This is a genomic window from Paenibacillus sp. ALE3 (genome assembly GCF_054113405.1).
The window spans coordinates 828,000-846,133 of record NZ_CM134214.1; the positions used below are offsets into that span (position 1 = coordinate 828,000).

Here is an 18,134-nt window from a genome sequence, read left to right on the forward strand (position 1 = left end):
AACGTAAGACATGAAGTACGCAGAAGTCCTAAACGCTTTGGGAATAAATAAGCTACCAGTGAACTAAAGCAACTCATCAAAGTTGATCCCAAAGAAGCCTCCGTATTCGTCAGATTTGCGAATATGGGAGGCTTCTTTTAGAATTAGGCCGCTTCACGCAGCGTCATGATCCCTTTGTAGATGTTATAAACAAAAACGCCGAGATAGACCACTACAAATAGCAGTACAAACCCGATAACTGAACCTGCATGATTGGCAGTGATAATAAAATACACTAGCGGAATCGCCGCAATAATGGGGAAAATGTGCGATAAAATGGCTTTTTTCGCGTGTCCCTGAACATATTCGTCCCGGACTGCAATCCACACAATGACCGGTACCAGAAAAGGTGCGAAAAAAATGCTAAAATAACAAAGTGAAGACAAAAGGCCTTTCACGGATAACCCCTCCTTTTTGGCGTCGTTCTTTGTACATAATACCCCGTTAGCGTCCAAATGATTCCTTTTGCAGCCTGCTTTCCTGTATAATGAAAAAATGCTTTTGACAGTTGCCCAAAATGTGATATAATCATTAATGCACTGAATACATAAGGTTTTATGAATTATCATTTTGTCCCAGTAGCTCAGCTGGATAGAGCAACGGCCTTCTAAGCCGTCGGTCGGGGGTTCGAATCCCTCCTGGGACGTAATTAAATCAGTCACAAACCGTTGATATAAATGGATTTGTGAGAAATTAGGGCTTCGGTCAGGGCTTCGGTCACTGATGCAGAATCCCTTTTTTTTATATTACGGATTGTCAAGCTAAGTGGGACAGTTCCTCTGAAAAGGAGGGTCTGTCAAAAGTTTTATGAAAACTCTTTTAGGCACAGATTCCCCCGAGGGAGAAGTAGCGATTTATCGCAAGTGTTGACCGACCCGATCGGGGAAAAAGACCGACATCTGGAGCAACATTTGGCCTCAGTGTTGGACACGACCTGTCCATTTTCGAGTGACGTCGATGGTAGCCAGATAGAGCAAATTAAGTAAGGCTTCATCGGTAGGAAGGATGCTTCTTCCTTTCGTCACCTTAAGAAGTTGGCGATGGTAGCTCTCAATCCTTTTGGTGGTGTAGATGAGTCTGCGAATCTCTAGCGGGTATTTAAAAAAGGTAGCGAACTCATCCCAATGGGTTCGCCACCTGTTGAATGGCTGATTCAGATTCAGCACGTTCTTCTTCAGTGCACCTCTTGTTTTATGAATTGAGTTACTCAACAGGCGTGGCAGAATCTAAAAGTATCTATAATCATAAAAGATTTTTTCCATTTTTAGATAAGGATTGAGAAGACCATTTCAGCTAACTGCGGCTTTAGTTTAATAACAATCTTCCATAAAAGAGCGCGATTCTATAATAAGGATCAGTTCGTTTTCATTAAAGTGCCATATTATATCTTTTAATTTAAGTGAAACTGCCTAAAAAGTATGTTAATATCAGTTTTAACAGACAGACAAACTAGTATTTATAGAGGCGAAATTATGAAAAAATATAGAATATATCAAGTAGACTCATTTACAAAAAATAGATTTCATGGAAACCCTGCTGGGGTTGTTCCAAATGCAAATGGACTTACAGATGAGCAGATGCAGAGAATTGCAAGAGAATTAAATAATTCGGAAACTGCATTTATTTTTGAAACAAATTCTTCAAATTATGATGTTGGAGTAAGATTTTTTACTCCAACAACAGAGGTTCCAATTTGTGGTCATGCAACAGTAGCAGCACATTATGTTTATGCAATTGAGAGAAAAGTTGAAACTGGAAGAATTATTCAGAAAACAAAAGCAGGTATATTGCCTGTTGATGTTATAAAGCATGAAGATGACTATTCTATTGTAATGACACAGGGAGAACCTTCTGTATCAGAGCCTCTAAATGATGAAATAAGAAGTCAGATTGCAAATGCGTTAGGTATTTCTTGTAAAGATATTTGCATGGAATATCCAGTTGCGATATCTTCAACAGGTCATTCTAAGGTAATGGTTCCGATTTACTCCAATGAAATACTACATAGTTTAAAACCTGATTTGCAGAAGCTTACAGAAATCAGCAAGCATATTGGATGTAATGGATATTATGTTTTTACATTAAATCCACAAGAGGATATATTGGTTCACGGAAGAATGTTTGCTCCTGCAATTGGAATAGCTGAAGACCCGGTGACAGGAAATGCAAACGGACCGCTTGGAGCCTATTTGGTACACTATAACATTTTGCAAAATGAGAATGAGCAGTCTTTTGATTTTGATATTTTACAAGGTGAGGCAATCAAAAGAGAGGGAACAATGCATGTTCATGTGAAAAAGGAACAGGGAAAACCCGTATTAGTTCAAATTACGGGGAAAGCGGTTATTGCTTTTTCAGCGGAGATCATACTTTAAAAAGTCTAACAAATTTATCAATAAGCTTAATGACGGATTGTCAAGCCAAGTGCGACAGTTCCTCTGAAAAGGATTCGTGAGCGGTTCTCCAGCCCAGACACTTACGTGAACGTACTTCTTTCGGATGCTGGAAAATCGACTTGCCCACACCATACTTCCCCCGTGTCTCAGAGGGATTCTGACGCTTGCCTTTGTGCCTGAGAACAGCCAGCGATAGATCGTTTTAAGCTGTCCTTCTTGACGGTGACGTTGCTCAGGAGACCAGGTCGCTTGAAGCTTGTCTTCGATGATGCCAGCAAGCTCTGGCGTCCATTTGCCTACAGAAATTGAAGCCCGACGTCGCTGGACATAACTCTTCTGAGATGTCTCAGCACGGTAAGACCCCCCTGACCCATTATTCCGGCGGAGCTCTTGGCAAATCGTAGCAGGTTTGAAGCTACTGTTCCCAATAAAGATTGAACCTTTATTTATAAGAGCATCTTTAACAGTCAAAAAGCCTATTAATGTTGAAATAATAAGGTTTTATGATATTAGTAACACTAGGTGGCTTTAAATGTGGAATTATAAAATTAAGGTATTCTACACATCCTCTACATATAAATTTGACAAACCCAATAACACCAACGTCCTAGCAAGTACTCCTGGGACGTATAGCAAAAAGCTTCCTACATGCATGTAGGAAGCTTTTTTGTGTTCCAGCAGGATGATTGCTGCTAGCTTTATACCGTCGCCGTCGCCTTCTCCTTATGAGCAAAGAATTGAGGCAAATGCTCTTTGTGTGCTTCCAGCAATTCATCCAGTACGGTTTGGGCGATATCCCCGCTTGGTACGAGCGGATTCAGGGTGAAGGCTTGCAGTGCTGTTGCATAGTCACCGGTGACCGCCGCTTCAATTGTCAGTTCTTCCATTGCCTTCATCACTTGCAGCAAGCCCCGCTGTGCAGGTGGGAATTTGCCAAAGTTGACAGGTTCGGCACCGTGGGCGCGAATGACACTGGTCACTTCGATGGCGCTATCATAAGGAACATCATCAATCGCACCATTGTTACGTGTACTAACTACCATCAATGTGCCTTTGTTGTTATAAATGGAATTAATGATCTCACAGGCAGCATCGCTGTAATGCGCACCGCCGCGTTTGGATAGTTCCTCTGGTTTGTAATCCAAATTCGGATCTTTATACAGTTCAAACAGACTTTCTTCCAGACGTTTGACCACTTGTCCCCGAGTTCCTTCGTTTTTGGCTTCCTCTAATTCTTCCTTAAGCATGTTATCGGTCATGTAGTAATACCGATGGTAAGGACAAGGCAGCATTTTCAATTGACGAACCTGATCGTACAGGAAGCGCATGTTCTTAATATTTTCAACGACCTTCTCTGGCTTTGCGCCTGGAGCGTACAGTCCTTCAATGACTTGCTCTGTTAATTCGGCCCCTGTTTTGTCATAAACTTTGTGCCAATGAAGGTGGTTAATTCCTGCAAATTTAAAGAACAGCTCTTCTTCCGATTTGTCCAGTACAGCCGATGCACTCTTGATCGCGCCGATTGGAACATTACATAATCCGATGACTTTATCCCACTTACCATAACGAAGTACCGCTTCGGTGACCATACCCGCAGGGTTGGTGAAGTTAATCAACCATGCATTCGGACACAGTTCTTTCATATCTTCAACGATACTGAGGATAATGGGTATGGTACGAAAAGCTTTGAACATCCCGCCAGCCCCATTAGTTTCTTGACCGATCATGCCGTGTTTTAACGGAATACTTTCGTCCTTAATCCGGGCTTCCAGCAAGCCTACCCGAAATTGTGTTGTGACAAAATCGGCACCCTTCAAGGCTTCCCGACGATCCAGTGTCAAATGTACTTCACAATCAATGCCTGCGGCCTTCACCATCCGTTGGGCCATGGCCCCCACGATCTCCAGCTTTTCGCGTCCTGCCTCAATATCTACCAGCCATAATTCCCGAATGGGAAGCTCTGCATAGCGTTTGATAAAGCCTTCTACTAATTCTGGTGTATAGCTGGAGCCTCCGCCAATGGTTGCGATCTTTATGCCTTTTTTCATGGTTAGTGCCTCCTGAGTATGTTTTTTAAAACCGCTTTCTTAAGCTCAAATTCACTGTAATCCCTGTAATGCATTACAGGTCAAGCGCTTTTAAAAAACTTATTTGGGGAAGGTGACAATTGTAGGGACGGGACCACGAACATGCTAAACACGAACATGCTAAAATAGAAAGAACGAGGTGAGAAATGTGGCAAATATTCATGAAATTGCAAAGCTGGCGGGCGTATCCTCGGCAACGGTGTCCCGTGTCATTAATAACCATCCGTACGTAAGTGAACCGACAAGGCAGCGTGTACAGGAGGTCATAGACCGACTGGATTATGTACCTAATTTGAATGCGGTTTCATTGAAAAAGGGCATGACCAAGCTCATAGGAATTATTTCAATTTCTTTTAATGATTCATTGGGTTCATTTGTGCGTGGATTTACAACCTATGCTCAGGAGCATGGTTTTAATATGGCACTATTTATTACGAATGGAGAGAAGGAGCGGGAGCTTGAAGCACTGGAAATGCTGCGGAGAAAGCAACTGGACGCCTTGGTCTGTATGATTCGCGTCAATGAATGGAGCGTGATTGAACACTATACCAAATATGGTCCAATTGTGACGTGGCAGCGTGTAAACATTGATGCAATCCCGTCTGTATTTATGGATCAGTATCAGGGGTACATGCTTGCGCTGGAGCATCTGTATGCCAGAGGCTACCGCAGCATTGTGAATGTATACGGGAATATGAGGGGACTGAATACGAAGGAGCGCATACGGGCTTATCATGATTTTTGCAAAAAATATGATTTGAACGCTGATGCCTTCCCGCATTTTTATGATTTAAATTCAATGGAAGCGGGTGAACAAATTGCTCACTGGTGGAGCGAACAGCCCAACAAGCCTGATGCCTTCGCTTGTTCTACCGATTATTTGGCTGCAGGGCTTTTGACTGAAGCACGTAGGCTCGGTGTTTCTGTACCAAGTGATGTTGCAGTGGTGGGCTTTGATAACATCGAAATTTCGCATTTTCTTGATTTAACCACCATTCATTACCCGATTGACAAACAAGCGGAAAATGCATTCATCATGATTCGAAATGCCCTTGAGGGGGTTCATGAAGAATTACATCCTTTGGAATTCAAATTAGTAGAGCGAGCGACCACCTAATATCCTGGTTATTCTTTTTCGCTGTGGTTATCGGTGTGCTATTCAGGGATTAGTAAATAAAAAAAGGGACTCCATAATAGAATAAATTCCAGAGGAGTCCTTCTTTGCACGTACTCTAATTCATCGGTCTCTCATAATTCCATTACGAAATTAACGTCAGAATAAATGCACAGATCGTAAGTAGAATTAATTATTTAAAATAGGTATTTCTCCAAGCAGATTCTTTAAATTAATAGCATCCCACGGCATATGCTCGGTTATACCTAACCCAACTACATCGGTTTCTTCAGCTAGTTCTTTAATCAGATGAAGTAGTTGAGGTATTTGCATGGTTCCCGCAGGAGAAAGATTATAGGGAGCTTCAGGGTTGGCGAATAATAAAGAACGAAATGATTTTGGATCAAGTACATCTAAATCAAGGTGAATCGCCAGGTGTTTGATGCCGCTTTCTGTAATCCACTCTTTTATTGATTCGGTACTGATCGTTAACTCTTTGGTTCCAGCAGTTCGAATCCCTAATCTTTGAATTACTTCAGCATCTGTTTCTATAGTAGTAACACCTAGTTTTTGAAATGTTTCTGAAAATGCTTTTGTCTCTTCTTCTGTAGGAGCCGCTAATCCAGCGATAAAGACATTTTCAGGCTTAAGAGGAACTTTCACATGTTTTGCAAACTCCTCATCTCCTTCTCCCAACAGATTCCCAAGTGGTAATGTATGTCCGTTATCATAGCCCACATATCTAACTAAATCACTGTGAGCATCGATCCAAATTAGCCCTAATTCTCCACCGTATCGTTCGTTCAAATAGGCAAACGGGGCTTGTTCGACTAAGCAGTCACCACCAAACATTACAATGCGATCTGGCTTATGAGCGTCAATGATATGTTGAGCAGCCTCTAATTGTTCAAGTAGCTGTTTTCTCCCATTCATACCGTTCTCGTTGTCAAGCGGAGTTCCATCATAAGCTTGAACCGGAACATGAATAAGGGGTTGATCATTGTCTGGGGCTAGCCAAGCCAGCAGTTCAGCTCCAAAAGAGTAGTTAGGATTGTTTCCTCCTTGCCATTGCGGCATTAAGAGGCGTATTGTTCTAGTCATATTTTCTCTCCTTTACTTCAAATTACGGTTAGTATAAACTGAACGCAAATAAAAACGTAGTACGCACTAATTTGATAGGTACTACCCGAAAGGATAGTGTGAATATGAGTATGGCTGAATTTAAAGGTAAAGTTAAAAATATTGAAGATACACCTTTTGGTTATACAGTGTCAGTTATTGGTGGTAAATGGAAAATGGTTATTATTTATCTTCTGGCCGAAAACCAAGTGGTTCGCTTTAATGATCTGAAAAGACAAATCGGAGCTATTACATACAAAACATTGAGTTCACAGCTAAAAGAATTGGAAGCGGATGGTCTGGTGAATCGGAAAGAGTATCCCCAAGTTCCACCTAAAGTTGAGTACAGTCTCACAGAAAAAGCGGAAACACTATTGCCTGTTTTGGAAGGGTTATGTGAATGGGGAACCAAAAATCAATATAATTAAGTTTCGTTTTCTAATTGCTTTCGAATGTTATAGGAATATTAGAAAAGACGATTGACATATATTTATAGTTAATCAGGTATTCAACGAGCTCAAGTGCACTGGGGATAGGAACGCTTAAAAATCAGTATCATTTGGGGGATGTGATATTTTGACTATGGCGATTATTTTATTTATAGCGTACAACACAGAGCCTCATCTCTACTTTATTAGTGAAAATGAGGCTCTTGCGTGAATTATAGAAGTGACAATGGTGAAGGAAGGTACATAGCATTTTATAGCTTTTGGGACATCCCCGGATGTTTGATGCTTAGCACTACCTTTTTCTTTAATCCCTCTGCAGCAACTCGAATCTGTTCTGCCTGCGTCACGGCCGAAATCACCGCTACACCATCGGCACCCGCAACTACCACTTCCTCCACACGGTCTATCGTAATACCTCCGATCCCAACGATGGGCAGATCAATTCCTGCTTTGCGCATTTCATATAAAATGGCTGGACCCTGCACCGCATGAGCATCATCCTTTGAGATGGTGGGATAGATGGGGCCGACACCGAGATAGTCCGCACCATGCAGGATGGCTCGGCGTGCTTCTTCAATCGTATGGGCGGAGACGCCAAGGATTCGGTTTCCGATCCGCGCGCGCACAGAATCAGCCGATTCATCGTCCTGACCGATGTGAACACCGTCGGCGTTGAGCTCAAGAGCCAGCTCCACATCGTCATTGACGATAAAGGGGATACCAGCGTGGTGGCACAGATCTTGTAGCTGACGCGCAAGTTCAAACATAGGAACCCCTGTTAACGCGCTACGGCCCTTTTCCCGGAACTGGATCATGGTGGTGCCGCCAGCAAGAGCCTCCTGCACGACCCGACTTGGTTCCGCGAGGCAGTTCACGCTTCCAACAACCAGATACATCTGTAAATGCCGCCGCATGATCTCAGGTAATATTCGACCGCTCATTGGAGTATCTCCTGACGACGGCGGTAGGCCCAATGATTGGTTGGACCGTGTCCCTGGCCCAGATACAACGTATCCTCAATCGCCGCCTGAATGAAGGCTCTTCCATTCCCTATAGCTTCCGGTACAGACACACCTTTCCCTAATTCAGCGGTAATCGCTGCTGAGAACGTACATCCTGTTCCGTGTGTGTGGACAGTTCGCACCCGCTTGCCGCCCAGCTCGGTGAAGGCTGTTCCGTCAAAGATCAGGTCAACAACTTGACCGCTGTTTTCGCTCTCCTCATCATGGCCACCTTTGATCACAACGAACTTGGGTCCTAGGCTGCTAATATGTTTCGCAGCTTCGCGGCGATCCTTCATCGTACGAATGCTTATCCCGGTTAAGGCTTCCGCTTCCGGGATATTTGGTGTGACGACCAGGGCCAAGGGGAGCAGGTCGTCGTTCAAAGCCTGCACCGCTTCCGGTTGCAACAGCTTTGCGCCCCCTTTGGCAATCATTACAGGATCGACGACAACCTTTTCCCAGCCGAACTTTCGAATCTGCTCGGCCACAAGGCGGATGATGCCCGCGTCAAACAGCATGCCAGTCTTCAGGGCATCGACTCCAAGATCTGATCCTACAGCTTCGATTTGCTGCGCTGTTGCTTCCTGTGGCAACGGATATACACCGTGAACTCCCAAGGTATTTTGTACCGTAATGGCTGTAATAGCCGACATGCCGTATACGCCAAGCTCCTGAAAGGTTTTGAGATCGGCTTGAATTCCAGCTCCGCCGCCGCTGTCTGAACCGGCAATCGTCAGCGCTCTCGGTACATGCACGTCACTCATCGCGCACCACCTGCTGTAGTTGTTCCAGCTTCACGGATCGTGACATGCCCCTCCAGCGAACCAGTATGTAGTTTGGCAAGCTCGTCGAGGAAGGCAATCTGGAAGCTGCCTGGCCCCAGTTTTGCAGTATGCGCTGCGGCTCGGGAAGCTGCTGCACCGTAAAATGCCAAACCTGCTGTACCTGCGAGCAGCAGGTTGGGTTCAACTGCTGCAAAAGCGCCCAACACAGAGGTCAGCAGGCAGCCTGTTCCGGTTACCTTCGTAAGCATCGCGTCTCCGCCACTAATCAATCGTACTTCGACCCCATCGGTGATGACGTCCTCTTTTCCAGTGATGACAACCATAGTATGGAGCGTTTGTGCAGCCCGAACTGCCAGATCGACATTACTGCTGTCAGCACTGTTGCCTGCATCTACCCCTTTAATCTCTCGGACTTCTCCGATTAGATGGGCGACTTCGGCTGCATTGCCTCGCACTAGTGAGATTTTTACTTCTTTTAGGATCCGCAGTGCTGACTCGGTTCTAAAGCTCGTCGCTCCCGCACCAACCGGATCCAGCAGAACTGGAACACCATGAGCATTCGCTGATTGTCCAGCAATGATCATGGCATCTACCAGCTCGCGGTTCAGCGTACCGATATTTAACACGACGGCGCCCGCTATTTTTGCCATATCTGCTACTTCCTCGGGTGCATAAGCCATCACCGGGGAAGCGCCCAGCGCATACAGGCCGTTGGCTGTAAAGTTGGTGACCACCACATTGGTTATATTATGAACGAGGGGGTTGCTATTTTGTACCTTTGTCAGGAGATCCGAATAACTTTGTTCCCATATACTCATCATGTTTATCCTCTCTCATCTCTACTGATTATTCCAAGACCGTAGCGCGCATCTGGACGGGCCATTGTTCCTGCTTATAAGCCATATCCCAGAACATATATTCCAGCTGGCAGCTTAGCATAAAATGCTCAATCATCCGCTCTTGCTCGGCAGCCGTGGCGACATTCGCCCAAGCATCCACACGCTCGCGATATTTGGATGTTACATCTTCAATCTGGTTTCCATAGAAACAAATCCATTCATAGAATGGATGAGACTCGTCCGGTCTTACCTCATCCATTAGCCTGCGTCCAATCTCAAGATATGTCCATGGACATGGCAGCAGCACGGCCATGATTTCTCCAAGACTACCTTCATGTGCGACTGTTAGCATATGGCGGATATAATGATGAGCGGACGGAGCGAGTGGATATCCCTGCATCTCTTCATAGGTGACACCTGCGATAGCACAAAAGTTTTGATGTGGATGAACCTCGCTGTTGAGAATAAAAGAGATCTGTTCGTTAAATACAGCCATATCCTCCCGGCTTGTGCTTTTGGAGATCGCGATGCCGTAAATCCGCATGTAGGCGTTCAAATATTCAAAGTCTTGTTTTACATAGTGAATCAGCTGCTCCCTTGTTAAATTTCCTTCAGCAATACCTCTCACAAAGGGATGCTCATAAATGGCTTGAAAAATGCCATCCGCCTGCCGACGAAGTTCTTGCGAAAAACTCATTTCCCCACCTCCAATAAAAATGGAGAACAAGAAGTCCCGTAAGATACAATTCTCGGAACAACGCCAAAAAGCCGCCCCGAAAACTGGAGCGGCTTCAACATAGGTTCAATGCGCAAAAAACGCTTGAAACCTTATATACGAAGGCTCCACTTTCCTACGCTAGTACGAACTAGATCAGGTTCAAAGGGTCCAAGATTCATTCTTGTCTCAGCCATAGTGGCTCCCCTAGTGGACTTTCCTATTCTTTTGACTAATACTGTACATTCGTTCCTAGGTTATGTCAAACTGCTTTGATTCCGGTCAAGGATTAATGAGGGTGCTGGATTACACTTTCCACGGCTTTGACCCTTACATATTCCGGTTTCCACATCGCATCCCGAATGGCTTGTTCAATATCTGAAATGTGTGCCTGAGCTACCTGATCCTGAATTGCAGCCTTCGCTACCGCAACCGCAACCGCGAACGAAACATCACGTAATTTTCGGATATGGGGCAGCAGTGCACCGCCAAGTTCATTCGAATCTACGGCGTTGGCAACGGCATCAGCTGCTGCGGTAAACATAGAAGGGGTAATTCTTTTGGCCTTGACCACAATTGCGCCCAGACCTAGCCCCGGGAAGACAAAGGCATTATTCGCCTGTCCAATTTCAAACTTCGTACCGTTATAGGTGACGGGGTCGAAGGGACTTCCAGTAGCAATCAATGCTTTGCCATCAGTCCACCGTATCAAATCTTCAGGTACCGCTTCAGCAAGGTTGGTAGGATTAGACATGGGCATAATGATCGGCCGTTCCACATGCTTTGCCATTTCCTTGATAATCTCCTCAGAAAAGGCACCCGCTACACCGGAAGTTCCAATCAAGATTGTGGGTTTTACCTGACGAATGACCTCCAGCAACGGTATTTTATCATCTTCCGATCGGGCCCATGAGCTGATTTCTTCCTTTTTACGCACATATGGTTTCTGATAATCCAGTACATCTTCCATATCGTCTGTTAATAGTCCACGATAATCATAGGCCCAAAATGCCTTGAATGAATCTTCTTCAGGAAGCCCGTCCTCGATCATTGCACCCCGTATTTGGTCGGCGTTACCGATTCCTGCTGCCCCTGGACCAAAGACAAGTATTTTTTGTTCACGTAGCGGAGTTTTGGTGACACCTACCGCCGAAACAATCGCAGCTAATGTCACTGCTCCTGTGCCTTGGATGTCATCATTGAAGGTGAGAATGTTTTGACCGTACTTCCCTATAATGTGGCGTGCGTTCACGCTGCCCACATCCTCCCAATGCAAAAGCGCCTTCGGGAATTGTGTTAACGTTTTGCTGATAAAGGTATCAATAAATTGATTATAGGCTTCCCCGCGAACTCGTTTGTGCCGGTTTCCGATATACAGGGGATCATTCAGCAGCTTCTCGTTATTCGTGCCGACATCCAGTACAATGGGCAGCACCCGCCCGGGGTGAATGCCTGCCGCAGCTGTATATACAGCGAGTTTGCCAATAGCAATGTTAATTCCCCCGACACCCCAGTCACCAATCCCCAAAATACTTTCCGAATCCGTCACGACGATCAGGTCAACATCCTCACTACTCAAACCGGTATTATAAAACGCCTGTCCAATACCGTTCGGATTATCTATCGATAAATATACGCCCCCAGGGCGGTTGTACTCATGGCTGTATTCTTGAATGGCGGTTCCTACAGTCGGTGTGTAGACTACGGGCAGCATTTCACTCAAATGGTCGGTTAGCAGTCGATAGTAGAGTACGATATTTCGATTGTGAAGGTCGTTAAGTGAGGCATTTTTACGCAGCATGGTGGGTTGTGCCAAGAATTGCTGATATGCCCGAACGCTCTGTTTCTCCAATGAAAGGATAGTGGGAGGAAGAATTCCTTCCAGGCCCAGTTCTTTGCGTTCTTCTTCTGTAAATGCCACTCCTTTGTTCAAAAGAGGGTTTGCTAGCACGTCCTTTCCTCGTAAGGGAGTAGATAATGACCCATCACGATTGACATGGAATGCTTCCATAAAAAGACCTTCTTTCCCTGTATTTTGATAATTATTCATGATGAAAGATGACATGTTGTCCATAGTATGGACCTGCAAATTGGTTTTATTCTTCTATTTATCTATGACAAAAAGACCTTATATATATCTTCTTATTAATCCTATAGAACCAATTTTAATTTCGGATTCATCTTGTAATTCGCATGTTTATAGTCCTAATGAATCAGGTCCAAATACTCTGTTTTTATCAAATATGAAAATAGATTTTTCTTCTCTTAAATGTTTATATATCAAGGGATGTGAGCTATTTTGTTAAGAAAATATGAAGTATTTGGACATTAATTTAATCTTGCTAAGCAAACATTTTTAATTCTTTTTCAACAAAATAGAATTATTCGGAGGAAAAGGAGAGGTTTGTGTGCAGGGACCTATAGCCATTTTTAGCGATAACAACAGGGCTATTGATTATCCCAATGTGATTTGTTTTTACCAATATATACAGTGCGAGGACACGGAGACCGCTTCAGTCTACGAGGATGCATGTTGCTGCCTGATTGATTATAGGGAGCCGGGGCAAGCCGTGCGGAAAGCTAATCAGATCCGTAGCCAATTTCCGCAAATGCCATTGCTATTGGTGACGGATGTAACCTTTCCGTTCAGTGATCAGCATATGGTGCAAATTATCGGAGTAGGCCGATTGCGTCTGCTATTTTGGCAAGCCAATGATACCGAAGAAATCATTTCTGAAATACAAAGCTTGCTCTATCCCGAGTATTCGACCAAAAGCCAACATGTTGCATTCATCTTATCTGTATATAACGAAGAGAAACGTTTTGTTCATGTCAAAACCTTTGCTGAGCGACTGCAAACCTTTATCCGCAGCCATATTATAGAGGGTTCGATTTATCTCATTGATGATGGTAGTCACGATGGCACGAATGCCTTGATTAAAGCGCTGGAGGCGGCAACTGACTTGTCCGTAAACCGGATTAACCAGAACCTGAGTCCGCTGCTTCAAACAAGGGAATTGGGACGCAATACGCGCAAGGCAGGGACGTATCTCGAAGGAATGCGGACCATCGGTGCGGATTACTACGTATTTGTGGACGCGGACGATTCCTTTTTTATTGAGGACATTGCCAGAATGATTAATGTTGTTCAGCAGGGCTACTATGATGTTGTGATTGGAACCAAAGATATGACCGCCGAGAATCGCTCTTTATTGCGATCTATCGTCAGCTTTGGGAAAAGGGTCGTTTCTCGCCCCTTTTTACCAACAGGTGTGGTAGATTCCCAGACGGGTCTTAAAGTGATGAGTTCGGTTGCCGTGAAGCGGATGTTTCCACATTTGAAGGAACAACTCGGACTGGCGCTGGATCTGGAGATGATGTTTATTGCCAAGCGACTTCAGCTCCGTGTGCTGCAATTACCCGTCAAATGCATTGACCGAGATGGCTCGCACATTCATGTCTGGAAAGATTCCATTCGTTTTTTGCGCTCTATCATTGAGATTTGGCGACTGGATCGGCGGGTGAGATAACCACGTGAACAACCGACTGCGTTCGTTGATGTTCCCCCTCTTTAATGTGCTGCTTAACGGATTTAATTTTTTCTTCCACATTGCAGCGAGCTGGTATCTTACCGGACAAGCCTATGGTCAGGCGAACGCGCTGCTGGCCCTCTTTGCACTGCTGTCCGTTTTGGGCTTATCCATCCAGCTATTAACCGCCAAGCTGGTATCCAAGGGTGACAAGAAGCTTCCGCTACGCAGCTTACCGCTCGGTTCTCTATTACTAAAAGCACCTCTAGTGCTAACTGTGCTTGCCATGATCATTTTACTTTCCGTTCATCCGTTGCTGCGCTCGCTATTGGGTGTTGAGTCTGGCCCGCTGTTCATGCTGTATGCCTTGATCGGATTGCATATTCTGGTGAGTTCATGCCGCGGAGATTTACAGGGTAGGGAACGCATGCTAGCGCTCAATGTGAATTATTACATTGAGGTATTAGGGAAACTAAGCCTGTTTTTTGTCCTGGCCGCACTAGGTTTAAAGCTGGAAGCGCTACTGTTGGCAAGTTGCGGAGGAATGTTGCTGTCGCTGCTTCACGGCTGGATCGTTTCGGCTCGTGGCTTATCCTTATCTACACACAGTGGAGAACGTATCCCTTCTGGGTTATGGAAGTCGCTAGGTCAGGATTTTACCGATAGCCTTATGACGAATTTATTCATTCTATTTTGTATCTCCATCGACATGTTGTATGTACAGCATTACTTTCCCGAGCAAGCCAGCAGCTATGCCATTGCGCTGAAGTACAGCCAATTGGTCTATTACGTTTCCTACAGCCTGATCGCGGCCTTTATTCCCAAGATCGGTGCGCAGGGGCATGACCGTCAGGCTTTGGGCAAGTTAATTGCCATCTATGCTGGGTTAATGGCTGTTGCTGCGCTGTGTGTATATGTGGGCACGACCTTTGTGTTCCCAACGTCTATTCCCATATTATTCGGAGCTTCTTACCAGTCAGCTGAGGCCTATATTCCATGGGGGGGGTGGGTGTACTGGCTATTTTCCATCGTGATGTTTTTTGTGCATGTGCACGTATTGGTGGGCAGACGCAAATTTATATTTAGTCTGGTAGCAGGAGCAGCTGTTTTAGTAGCAGCCTTTCATATGGCTCACACAGACCCAGTAGACTTTTTGCTGTCAGAGTTCATTGTTTATGGGGCACTGTCTCTCTATTTTGTGATAGATGCCTATATATATTTATTCAAAATAAAGATAAGGGGGGATTCACCCCATGAATACCATACTTGAACAGAACGGTAAAACCGTCGTTCTATTGCTTTCCTGGCGTGACATTCGTTCTCCGAAAAGCGGGGGAGCAGAAATTTTCACCCATGAAATGCTGAAACGCACACAGCAAGGCCGTTTTCAGTTCATTCATTTCTCACCCCAATTTGAGGGGATGCCTGAGCATGAAGTCATTGACGGTATTACGTATATTCGAAAAGGAAACATATACAGTGTTATTTATTATGCGATGCGCTATTACCGTCTTCATCGGCAGCAGATTGACTATGTAATTAATCAGGCGAATACGCATCAGTTCTTTACCCGATTTTGGGTGGAGGCATCCAAGCGGATCTTTTTCATACACCAGCTAACAAGGGAAATATGGTATGAAAATGCTCGATTTCCGCTAAATATGATTGGATTTCATATGGAGCCCCTGATGCTTAAGCTGGCTCGGAAGGATCGGACGCTCACCGTATCCCCGTCTACCCGGTATGATCTGCTTAAGCTGGGCTTTCACCCGGATCGTGTTCACCTTTTACCGGAAGGCATTGAGTTTGATCATTGGCCGCGTGAACAATTTTTAATGAAGGAGTCTAACCCGACCTTTATGTATGCCGGACGCTTCGTTAAATATAAAGGCATTGATCTGGTCGTTGAAGCCTTTGGGCAGCTCAAGGAAAAGTTCCCCCAGGCTATGTTATGGATTGCTGGAAAAACCGATAAAACCTATGTGACAGAACAATTATTACCGATTATAGAGCGGTATGAATTGACATACGGAGAACCGGATGAACAAGGACAATCCCAAGCCGATATTACCTTTTACGGATTTGTTTCAGCAGAGCATAAGCTGGAGCTGATGAGTCGTGCCCATGCGCTTGTGTTTCCCTCCCTGCGTGAAGGCTGGGGGTTAACGATTACGGAAGCGGCAGCCGTTGGAACACCCAGTATTGTCAGCAATTCACCCGGTCTGGTGGATGCGACGGATTTCGGAAAAAGCGGATATTTATGCTTTCACGGCGATATTCGGGGATTATCTGAACAAATGGAAAGAGCAGCAAAGGGTGGCGAAGATTACATGGCCATCCGTGAGCGAGCGTATCAATATGCGCTAAGATTCCATTTTGATCATACAGCTGCCGCGTTTGAGCAGTTGATGGAGAATTGGGCAGAGGAGGCGGAACAGAGTGGACAAAGTGGTCATTCTCTTCTCCACGTACAACAATGAACGTACGATAGAGCCTTGTTTGCGAAGCTGTTTAGGGCAAAATTACAAGGATCTGCATATTGTAGTTGCTGATGATGGCTCCAATGACCGGACGGTTGAGACGATTCGTATGCTGTCAGCAGGAAGTTCGGTACCCGTAACGATACTAGAGCTTCCTCATGGAGAGCGGGGAGTTGCGAGGGTCAGGGCAGTTGAGGAAGCGAAACACTTGGGGGCTGAATACATATTTGTATTGGATTCCGATATGATTTTAGCCGAACATCTGATTCAGCAGAGCATCGACTTTTTTGACAATCATCAAGATATTGGCGCCTTGGTTGTTCCGGAGGAGGCATATTCGGAAGCGAATAATTTTTTTTCCAAAGTGAAAGTTTTCGAGCGGAATGTCATTAACAACGCGGGAGAGACCTTGGGAAAACGCTCTATTGAAGCAGCACGCTTCTGGCGAATGAGCGCTTACGAATCGACAGGCGGATTTAATGCGGAGCAGATTGCTTTTGAAGAAATACAGCCGACCTTGCGCTATATAGAGTCTGGCGGAGTCATTCGCCGGGCGGTTTTTACACGGGTATATCATGACGAAAAACAGGTATATCTGCAGGATGTATTACGTAAAAAAGCCTACTACTTCTCGGTAATGGATCGTACAATGTCATCTGAAGAGGGCGGATTGCGAAAGGCGCTGGAACGTTGGTACTTCTTCCGTCCGGTGTTGTATACATGGGGGAATGTGAAAAACTACATCCGCCATCCGCTGCTGACGGCGGGGATGTTGTGGATGTATACCTGCCTGACTGTGATTGGGGTAGCCGCCATGTTAAAGGGCGGCACCCGTCACTCAGGCGATCTCGCTAAGGCGGATAAGGCGTAACGATGAATGACCGAGGGTCAGCGTATCCAGCGAGTACAGGTCGGGATCGGAAGATTCCGGCTCCTCATACGGTATATATAATGAATGCGGAGTTAACTGAATACCTTCACCGTCAGGATGACGCAGTGAGCAGCCAACAGGATACAGCTCAGCAAGTGCAATGTGTACGGCAGTTACGATATCTTGATCATTCAGCAGTACATACGGTCGGTACGGAGCATTCAAAATGCTGTTTATAAATACCGATAGGTCAGATGCGACGTTCTGGTTTGCATACAGGCTGTTTCGATTGAGCCTAGCCTGATCAAGCGCCTCATACAGTATCTTTTTTAGCGTATCATCATCCAGCTCCAGCGGTTTCGTTAGAAAACGGAACACGCCGACTTGATTAATGGCCGATAAAATAGACTGCGTATGCAGGTGACCAGATAAAATGATGCGTACGATATGCGGATAATCCTTCTTAATCATACGAAGGAACGTAATTCCGTCCAAACCAGGCATAAGCAGATCGGAAACGACTACATCAATCGGATACTTTTCCAGCACTTGCAGGGCTTCTTTAGGCGTGTGAGCGGTATGTAAGGTGAATGTTTCTTGCATCAATGTCCGTTCAAGCAGGGACAGAACCATTGGACTGTCGTCAACAAATAGAATGTTTTGGGGTGTCATAAGAACTGCGCAACTCCAATCAGGAAGTAAGAAA

General features: G+C 45.1%; 16 protein-coding genes, 1 tRNA gene, 2 pseudogenes and 1 riboswitch. Of the genes and pseudogenes, 8 read left to right on the forward strand and 11 right to left on the reverse strand.

The annotated features are described in order from the left end of the window. Positions 1–143: 143 nt before the first annotated feature. The gene (locus ACXHJ2_RS03815; RefSeq protein WP_025678745.1) at positions 144–437 is read right to left on the reverse strand and encodes a DUF4870 domain-containing protein; all 294 of its coding nucleotides are present in this window, start codon (positions 435–437) and stop codon (positions 144–146) included. A gap of 174 nt (positions 438–611) precedes the next feature. Between ACXHJ2_RS03815 and ACXHJ2_RS03820 the strand changes: the two genes are divergently transcribed. Further along, positions 612–685 (forward strand) — tRNA-Arg (locus ACXHJ2_RS03820). 208 nt (positions 686–893) lie between these two features. Here ACXHJ2_RS03820 and ACXHJ2_RS03825 read toward each other — a convergent pair. After that, a pseudogene (locus ACXHJ2_RS03825) lies at positions 894–1,148 on the reverse strand (transposase); the annotation flags it as partial. Between the two features lie 363 nt (positions 1,149–1,511). On the opposite strand from ACXHJ2_RS03825, the gene ACXHJ2_RS03830 reads away from it, so the two are divergent. After that, complete coding sequence (locus ACXHJ2_RS03830; protein ID WP_165081712.1) at positions 1,512–2,414, forward strand: PhzF family isomerase; 903 nt, start codon at positions 1,512–1,514, stop codon at positions 2,412–2,414. Positions 2,415–2,505: 91 nt separating this feature from the next. On the opposite strand, the pseudogene ACXHJ2_RS03835 reads toward ACXHJ2_RS03830, so the two are convergent. Both ACXHJ2_RS03835 and ACXHJ2_RS03840 read right to left on the reverse strand, forming a co-directional pair. Then, positions 2,506–2,843, reverse strand: a pseudogene (locus tag ACXHJ2_RS03835) (IS30 family transposase); the annotation flags it as partial. Positions 2,844–3,133: 290 nt separating this feature from the next. Next, complete coding sequence (locus tag ACXHJ2_RS03840) at positions 3,134–4,483, reverse strand: 6-phospho-beta-glucosidase (protein WP_165081714.1); 1,350 nt, start codon at positions 4,481–4,483, stop codon at positions 3,134–3,136. A 187-nt stretch (positions 4,484–4,670) separates the two neighbouring features. Here ACXHJ2_RS03840 and ACXHJ2_RS03845 point away from each other — a divergent pair, with 187 nt between their 5' ends. Next, positions 4,671–5,639, forward strand: coding sequence for a LacI family DNA-binding transcriptional regulator (locus tag ACXHJ2_RS03845; RefSeq protein WP_165081716.1), 969 nt, complete (start codon positions 4,671–4,673; stop codon positions 5,637–5,639). A 186-nt stretch (positions 5,640–5,825) separates the two neighbouring features. Here the strand turns inward: ACXHJ2_RS03845 and ACXHJ2_RS03850 are convergent, their stop codons facing one another. Next, positions 5,826–6,737, reverse strand: a complete 912-nt coding sequence (locus tag ACXHJ2_RS03850; protein ID WP_165081718.1) for an arginase family protein — start codon at positions 6,735–6,737, stop codon at positions 5,826–5,828. A 104-nt stretch (positions 6,738–6,841) separates the two neighbouring features. Here ACXHJ2_RS03850 and ACXHJ2_RS03855 point away from each other — a divergent pair, with 104 nt between their 5' ends. Further along, the gene (locus ACXHJ2_RS03855) at positions 6,842–7,183 is read left to right on the forward strand and encodes a winged helix-turn-helix transcriptional regulator (RefSeq protein ID WP_013372737.1); all 342 of its coding nucleotides are present in this window, start codon (positions 6,842–6,844) and stop codon (positions 7,181–7,183) included. Between the two features lie 272 nt (positions 7,184–7,455). Here the strand turns inward: ACXHJ2_RS03855 and thiE are convergent, their stop codons facing one another. The 5 genes from thiE to ACXHJ2_RS03880 form a co-directional block, all read right to left on the reverse strand. Continuing rightward, positions 7,456–8,145 carry a thiamine phosphate synthase gene (thiE, locus tag ACXHJ2_RS03860; RefSeq protein ID WP_165081720.1) on the reverse strand — a complete coding sequence of 230 codons (690 nt, stop codon included), beginning with the start codon at positions 8,143–8,145 and terminating at the stop codon, positions 7,456–7,458. Beyond that, entirely contained in the window at positions 8,142–8,972 is an 831-nt protein-coding gene (gene thiD / locus ACXHJ2_RS03865; RefSeq protein ID WP_165081722.1) for a bifunctional hydroxymethylpyrimidine kinase/phosphomethylpyrimidine kinase, read from the reverse strand. Before thiD ends, thiE begins: the two co-directional genes overlap by 4 nt. Further along, positions 8,969–9,814, reverse strand: coding sequence for a hydroxyethylthiazole kinase (gene thiM / locus ACXHJ2_RS03870; protein WP_049825493.1), 846 nt, complete (start codon positions 9,812–9,814; stop codon positions 8,969–8,971). Before thiM ends, thiD begins: the two co-directional genes overlap by 4 nt. Before the next feature lie 25 nt (positions 9,815–9,839). Further along, positions 9,840–10,529, reverse strand: a complete 690-nt coding sequence (gene tenA, locus ACXHJ2_RS03875) for a thiaminase II (RefSeq protein ID WP_013372733.1) — start codon at positions 10,527–10,529, stop codon at positions 9,840–9,842. A 134-nt stretch (positions 10,530–10,663) separates the two neighbouring features. Then, positions 10,664–10,766: riboswitch (TPP riboswitch) on the reverse strand. 70 nt (positions 10,767–10,836) lie between these two features. Further along, on the reverse strand, positions 10,837–12,558 hold the full coding sequence (locus ACXHJ2_RS03880) for an NAD-dependent malic enzyme (protein WP_165081724.1): 1,722 nt from the start codon (positions 12,556–12,558) through the stop codon (positions 10,837–10,839). Between the two features lie 397 nt (positions 12,559–12,955). Between ACXHJ2_RS03880 and ACXHJ2_RS03885 the strand changes: the two genes are divergently transcribed. The 4 genes from ACXHJ2_RS03885 to ACXHJ2_RS03900 are packed head-to-tail and all read left to right on the forward strand — an operon-like array spanning position 12,956 to position 17,428. Then, positions 12,956–14,077, forward strand: a complete 1,122-nt coding sequence (locus ACXHJ2_RS03885; protein WP_013372731.1) for a glycosyltransferase — start codon at positions 12,956–12,958, stop codon at positions 14,075–14,077. A 4-nt stretch (positions 14,078–14,081) separates the two neighbouring features. Then, positions 14,082–15,347: a polysaccharide biosynthesis protein gene (locus ACXHJ2_RS03890; RefSeq protein WP_165081726.1), complete on the forward strand. Its 1,266-nt coding sequence runs from the start codon at positions 14,082–14,084 to the stop codon at positions 15,345–15,347. After that, complete coding sequence (locus ACXHJ2_RS03895; RefSeq protein ID WP_013372729.1) at positions 15,331–16,557, forward strand: glycosyltransferase family 4 protein; 1,227 nt, start codon at positions 15,331–15,333, stop codon at positions 16,555–16,557. Before ACXHJ2_RS03890 ends, ACXHJ2_RS03895 begins: the two co-directional genes overlap by 17 nt. Beyond that, positions 16,517–17,428, forward strand: coding sequence for a glycosyltransferase family A protein (locus ACXHJ2_RS03900; protein ID WP_137079138.1), 912 nt, complete (start codon positions 16,517–16,519; stop codon positions 17,426–17,428). Before ACXHJ2_RS03895 ends, ACXHJ2_RS03900 begins: the two co-directional genes overlap by 41 nt. Here ACXHJ2_RS03900 and ACXHJ2_RS03905 read toward each other — a convergent pair. Beyond that, on the reverse strand, positions 17,396–18,100 hold the full coding sequence (locus ACXHJ2_RS03905; RefSeq protein ID WP_013372727.1) for a response regulator: 705 nt from the start codon (positions 18,098–18,100) through the stop codon (positions 17,396–17,398). The two genes, ACXHJ2_RS03900 and ACXHJ2_RS03905, sit on opposite strands and share 33 nt — an antisense overlap. Positions 18,101–18,134 lie beyond the last annotated feature (34 nt).

Excerpts from the sequence above, each read along its gene's own strand:
- ACXHJ2_RS03830 (WP_165081712.1), top strand. The coding sequence starts at position 1,512 with ATGAAAAAATATAGAATATATCAAGTAGACTCATTTACAAAAAATAGA.
- ACXHJ2_RS03840 (WP_165081714.1), bottom strand. The coding sequence starts at position 4,483 with ATGAAAAAAGGCATAAAGATCGCAACCATTGGCGGAGGCTCCAGCTAT.
- ACXHJ2_RS03850 (WP_165081718.1), bottom strand. The coding sequence starts at position 6,737 with ATGACTAGAACAATACGCCTCTTAATGCCGCAATGGCAAGGAGGAAAC.
- ACXHJ2_RS03855 (WP_013372737.1), top strand. The coding sequence starts at position 6,842 with ATGAGTATGGCTGAATTTAAAGGTAAAGTTAAAAATATTGAAGATACA.
- thiE (WP_165081720.1), bottom strand. The coding sequence starts at position 8,145 with ATGAGCGGTCGAATATTACCTGAGATCATGCGGCGGCATTTACAGATG.
- thiD (WP_165081722.1), bottom strand. The coding sequence starts at position 8,972 with ATGAGTGACGTGCATGTACCGAGAGCGCTGACGATTGCCGGTTCAGAC.
- thiM (WP_049825493.1), bottom strand. The coding sequence starts at position 9,814 with ATGATGAGTATATGGGAACAAAGTTATTCGGATCTCCTGACAAAGGTA.
- tenA (WP_013372733.1), bottom strand. The coding sequence starts at position 10,529 with ATGAGTTTTTCGCAAGAACTTCGTCGGCAGGCGGATGGCATTTTTCAA.
- ACXHJ2_RS03880 (WP_165081724.1), bottom strand. The coding sequence starts at position 12,558 with ATGGAAGCATTCCATGTCAATCGTGATGGGTCATTATCTACTCCCTTA.
- ACXHJ2_RS03895 (WP_013372729.1), top strand. The coding sequence starts at position 15,331 with ATGAATACCATACTTGAACAGAACGGTAAAACCGTCGTTCTATTGCTT.
- ACXHJ2_RS03905 (WP_013372727.1), bottom strand. The coding sequence starts at position 18,100 with ATGACACCCCAAAACATTCTATTTGTTGACGACAGTCCAATGGTTCTG.